We start from the raw sequence: 5,445 nt of genomic DNA on the forward strand, positions 1-5,445 counted from the left end.
TGTTGACGGATACGGAAGACGATGTATAGTAAGCGGCTCACCCGGGACGAAATGTTTCGGGGCGATCGGAAGAAACGGTCGCAAGTGATTGATCTTTGACAGTGTGCGCAGGTGACTTGTGTGGGCGTCTTGCGGTGGATGGTTCAACTGTCCATATATGCAAGCGTCTAACCTAAGAGTCAATTCAAAAGCTTGACGTTTTATGGTTAGGACTAACGCTTCAGAAAGATAGATCAACTTCGGTTGGTCGAAAACTTAAGTGAAGAGTTTGATCCTGGCTCAGATTGAACGCTGGCGGCATGCCTAACACATGCAAGTCGAACGGCAGCACAGCAGAGCTTGCTCTGTGGGTGGCGAGTGGCGGACGGGTGAGTAATGCATCGGGATCTACCCAAACGTGGGGGATAACGTAGGGAAACTTACGCTAATACCGCATACGTCTTACGAGAGAAAGCAGGGGACCTTCGGGCCTTGCGCGGTTGGACGAACCGATGTGCGATTAGCTAGTTGGTGAGGTAATGGCTCACCAAGGCGACGATCGCTAGCTGGTCTGAGAGGATGATCAGCCACACTGGAACTGAGACACGGTCCAGACTCCTACGGGAGGCAGCAGTGGGGAATATTGGACAATGGGCGCAAGCCTGATCCAGCAATGCCGCGTGTGTGAAGAAGGCCTTCGGGTTGTAAAGCACTTTTATCAGGAGCGAAATACTACCGGCTAATATCCGGTGGGGCTGACGGTACCTGAGGAATAAGCACCGGCTAACTTCGTGCCAGCAGCCGCGGTAATACGAAGGGTGCAAGCGTTAATCGGAATTACTGGGCGTAAAGCGTGCGTAGGCGGTGATTTAAGTCTGCTGTGAAATCCCCGGGCTCAACCTGGGAATGGCAGTGGATACTGGATCGCTAGAGTGTGATAGAGGATGGTGGAATTCCCGGTGTAGCGGTGAAATGCGTAGAGATCGGGAGGAACATCAGTGGCGAAGGCGGCCATCTGGATCAACACTGACGCTGAGGCACGAAAGCGTGGGGAGCAAACAGGATTAGATACCCTGGTAGTCCACGCCCTAAACGATGCGAACTGGATGTTGGTCTCAACTCGGAGATCAGTGTCGAAGCTAACGCGTTAAGTTCGCCGCCTGGGGAGTACGGTCGCAAGACTGAAACTCAAAGGAATTGACGGGGGCCCGCACAAGCGGTGGAGTATGTGGTTTAATTCGATGCAACGCGAAGAACCTTACCTGGCCTTGACATGTCTGGAATCCTGCAGAGATGCGGGAGTGCCTTCGGGAATCAGAACACAGGTGCTGCATGGCTGTCGTCAGCTCGTGTCGTGAGATGTTGGGTTAAGTCCCGCAACGAGCGCAACCCTTGTCCTTAGTTGCCAGCACGTAATGGTGGGAACTCTAAGGAGACTGCCGGTGACAAACCGGAGGAAGGTGGGGATGACGTCAAGTCATCATGGCCCTTACGGCCAGGGCTACACACGTACTACAATGGTCGGTACAGAGGGTTGCAATACCGCGAGGTGGAGCCAATCCCAGAAAGCCGATCCCAGTCCGGATTGGAGTCTGCAACTCGACTCCATGAAGTCGGAATCGCTAGTAATCGCAGATCAGCTATGCTGCGGTGAATACGTTCCCGGGCCTTGTACACACCGCCCGTCACACCATGGGAGTGAGTTGCTCCAGAAGCCGTTAGCCTAACCGCAAGGAGGGCGACGACCACGGAGTGGTTCATGACTGGGGTGAAGTCGTAACAAGGTAGCCGTATCGGAAGGTGCGGCTGGATCACCTCCTTTCGAGAACGACAGTACCTCCTCCGTAAGACGTCCACACAAGACACCTGCACATCCCGCGTAACCCTCTGGGTACGCCTGGCCTACATCATCCTTTAGGGGATGACGGCCTATAGCTTTATGGGTCTGTAGCTCAGGTGGTTAGAGCGCACCCCTGATAAGGGTGAGGCCGGTGGTTCGAGTCCTCCCAGACCCACCACTTCCCGGGGCCATAGCTCAGCTGGGAGAGCACCTGCTTTGCAAGCAGGGGGTCGTCGGTTCGATCCCGACTGGCTCCACCAGTGATAAAGCTGAAACAAGCGAATGGATGTGTAGCGCACACAAAAGATTTGAAGCGATGCGGCGTTGAGGCCGATATCGTGTTCTTTGACAAAGTAAACGAGTGACAAGCGTCTTGGTTTGAAACCAAACCGAGATGTGTCGTTGAGGCAAATAAGCGAAACGCGTTGTTGGGCGATGTAACTTCGAGGCGACTTGGGGTTATATGGTCAAGCGACCAAGCGTATACGGTGGATGCCTTGGCGGTCAGAGGCGATGAAGGACGTGGCAGCCTGCGAAAAGTGTCGGGGAGCTGGCAACAAGCTTTGATCCGGCAATGTCCGAATGGGGAAACCCACTGCTTAGGCAGTATCCCGTACTGAATACATAGGTACGGGAAGCGAACCCGGGGAACTGAAATATCTAAGTACCCGGAGGAAAAGAAATCAACCGAGATTCCGTCAGTAGCGACGAGCGAACGCGGACTAGCCCAAAAGCGCACAGTGTTTTAGTCGAATGGTGTGGAAAAGCCAGCCATAGCGGGTGATAGCCCCGTAGGCGAAAGGGCACCGTGCGTGAAATTGAGTAAGGCGGGGCACGTGAAACCCTGTCTGAACATGGGGGGACCATCCTCCAAGGCTAAATACTCCTGACCGACCGATAGCGAACAAGTACCGTGAGGGAAAGGCGAAAAGAACCCCGGAGAGGGGAGTGAAATAGATCCTGAAACCGTATACGTACAAGCAGTGGAAGCCCGCAAGGGTGACTGCGTACCTTTTGTATAATGGGTCAGCGACTTACTGTCAGTGGCGAGCTTAACCGTCTAGGGGAGGCGAAGGGAAACCGAGTCTGAATAGGGCGCATAGTCTCTGGCAGTAGACCCGAAACCGAGTGATCTATCCTTGGCCAGGTTGAAGGTGCGGTAACACGCACTGGAGGACCGAACCCACATCTGTTGCAATAGATGGGGATGAGCTGAGGATAGGAGTGAAAGGCTAAACAAACTCGGAGATAGCTGGTTCTCCTCGAAAGCTATTTAGGTAGCGCCTCGTATGAATCTTCCTGGGGGTAGAGCACTGTTATGGCTAGCGGGCCATCGCGGCTTAGTAAACCATGGCAAACTCCGAATACCAGGACAGAATGTACGGGAGACACACGGCGGGTGCTAACGTCCGTCGTGAAAAGGGAAACAACCCAGACCCGCAGCTAAGGTCCCAAAGTTATAGCTAAGTGGAAAACGATGTGGGAAGGCACAGACAGCCAGGAGGTTGGCTTAGAAGCAGCCATCCTTTAAAGAAAGCGTAATAGCTCACTGGTCGAGTCGGCCTGCGCGGAAGATTTAACGGGGCTAAGCTATACACCGAAGCTCGGGGTGCACACTTTGTGTGCGCGGTAGAGGAGCGTTCCGTAAGCCTGTGAAGGTGAGTTGAGAAGCTTGCTGGAGGTATCGGAAGTGCGAATGCTGACATGAGTAACGATAATGCGGGTGAAAAGCCCGCACGCCGAAAGCCCAAGGTTTCCTCGCGCAACGTTCATCGGCGCAGGGTGAGTCGGCCCCTAAGGCGAGGCAGAAATGCGTAGTCGATGGGAAGCTGGTTAATATTCCAGCACTTGTCTGTAGTGCGATGTGGGGACGGAGAAAGTTAGGTCTACCAGGCGTTGGTTGTCCTGGGGAAAGGCGGTAGGCATGCATCTTAGGCAAATCCGGGATGCTTTATGCCGAGCACCGAGACGAGTCCTTTTGGACGAAGTGACTGATACTACGCTTCCAGGAAAAGCCACTAAGCTTCAGCTACAGAGAAACCGTACCGTAAACCGACACTGGTAGGCAGGGTGAGAATCCCAAGGCGCTTGAGAGAACTCGGGTGAAGGAACTAGGCAAAATGGCACCGTAACTTCGGGAGAAGGTGCGCCCTCCGATGTGGTGACGTGCGTCACTGAGCATTAGAGGGTCGCAGTAACCTGGCCGCTGCGACTGTTTATCAAAAACACAGCACTCTGCAAACACGAAAGTGGACGTATAGGGTGTGACGCCTGCCCGGTGCTGGAAGGTTAATTGATGGGGTCAGCCGCAAGGCGAAGCTCTTGATCGAAGCCCCAGTAAACGGCGGCCGTAACTATAACGGTCCTAAGGTAGCGAAATTCCTTGTCGGGTAAGTTCCGACCTGCACGAATGGCGTAACGACAGCGGCGCTGTCTCCACCCGAGACTCAGTGAAATTGAAATCGCTGTGAAGATGCAGCGTTCCCGCGGCAAGACGGAAAGACCCCGTGAACCTTTACTACAGCTTCACACTGAACGTTGAGTTCTTCTGTGTAGGATAGGTGGGAGGCTATGAAACCGAGACGCTAGTTTCGGTGGAGCCATCCTTGAAATACCACCCTGAAGTGCTTGACGTTCTAACCTAGGTCCGTAATCCGGATCAGGGACCGTGTGTGGTGGGTAGTTTGACTGGGGCGGTCTCCTCCCAAAGAGTAACGGAGGAGCACGAAGGTACGCTCAGCGCGGTCGGACATCGCGCACTGTGTGCAAAGGCATAAGCGTGCTTGACTGCGAGATCGACGGATCAAGCAGGTACGAAAGTAGGTCTTAGTGATCCGGTGGTTCTGTATGGAAGGGCCATCGCTCAACGGATAAAAGGTACTCCGGGGATAACAGGCTGATACCGCCCAAGAGTTCATATCGACGGCGGTGTTTGGCACCTCGATGTCGGCTCATCACATCCTGGGGCTGTAGCCGGTCCCAAGGGTATGGCTGTTCGCCATTTAAAGTGGTACGCGAGCTGGGTTCAGAACGTCGTGAGACAGTTCGGTCCCTATCTGTCGTGGGCGTTGGAGATTTGAGGGGGGCTGCTCCTAGTACGAGAGGACCGGAGTGGACGTTCCGCTGGTGTTCGGGTTGTCATGCCCATGGCATTGCCCGGTAGCTATGAACGGAAGCGATAACCGCTGAAAGCATCTAAGCGGGAAGCGCGCCCCAAGATGAGATCTCCCGAGTCCCAGAGACTCCTTAAGGCACCATCAAGACTAGGTGGTTGATAGGCGCGGTGTGGAAGTGCAGCAATGCATTGAGCTTACGCGTACTAATGAGCCGTGCGGCTTGACCATATAACCCCAAGACGCTTCGCATGCTCAATGAGCATCTCGAAACAAGTTCACTTCAAGACGTTTGTCACTCGTTTACAACTTATGCCGGACCGGCGCTCCCAAAGCGCTGTCCGCACCCTTTCCCTGGCGACGATAGCGCTGTGGTACCACCCGATCCCATCCCGAACTCGGAAGTGAAACGCAGCCGCGCCGATGGTAGTGTAGCTTGCTATGCAAGAGTAGGTCATCGCCAGGGGCTTTATCCTAAAACGCCTTCCCTCCAGGGAAGGCGTTTTTCTTTGC

The 5,445-nt window shown here is 54.3% G+C and carries 2 tRNA genes and 3 rRNA genes; all 5 read left to right on the forward strand.

What is annotated here, in order from left to right:
• Positions 1-256 precede the first annotated feature (256 nt).
• The 5 genes from EYV96_RS18630 to rrf all read left to right on the forward strand — a co-directional run bounded on the left by EYV96_RS18630 (position 257) and on the right by rrf (position 5,398).
• Positions 257-1,801, forward strand: a 16S ribosomal RNA gene (locus EYV96_RS18630).
• Positions 1,802-1,920: 119 nt separating this feature from the next.
• Positions 1,921-1,997, forward strand: a tRNA-Ile gene (locus tag EYV96_RS18635).
• A 6-nt stretch (positions 1,998-2,003) separates the two neighbouring features.
• Positions 2,004-2,079: transfer RNA gene (locus EYV96_RS18640), tRNA-Ala, on the forward strand.
• A 205-nt stretch (positions 2,080-2,284) separates the two neighbouring features.
• Positions 2,285-5,163 (forward strand): 23S ribosomal RNA (locus tag EYV96_RS18645).
• A 122-nt stretch (positions 5,164-5,285) separates the two neighbouring features.
• Positions 5,286-5,398: ribosomal RNA gene (gene rrf / locus EYV96_RS18650) — 5S ribosomal RNA — on the forward strand.
• Together the 16S, 23S and 5S rRNA genes with 2 tRNA genes alongside form the textbook arrangement of a ribosomal RNA operon.
• The last annotated feature ends 47 nt before the right edge of the window (positions 5,399-5,445 follow it).

The sequence above is a fragment of the Dyella terrae genome, from assembly GCF_004322705.1.
Classification (GTDB): Bacteria; Pseudomonadota; Gammaproteobacteria; order Xanthomonadales; family Rhodanobacteraceae; genus Dyella_D; species Dyella_D terrae.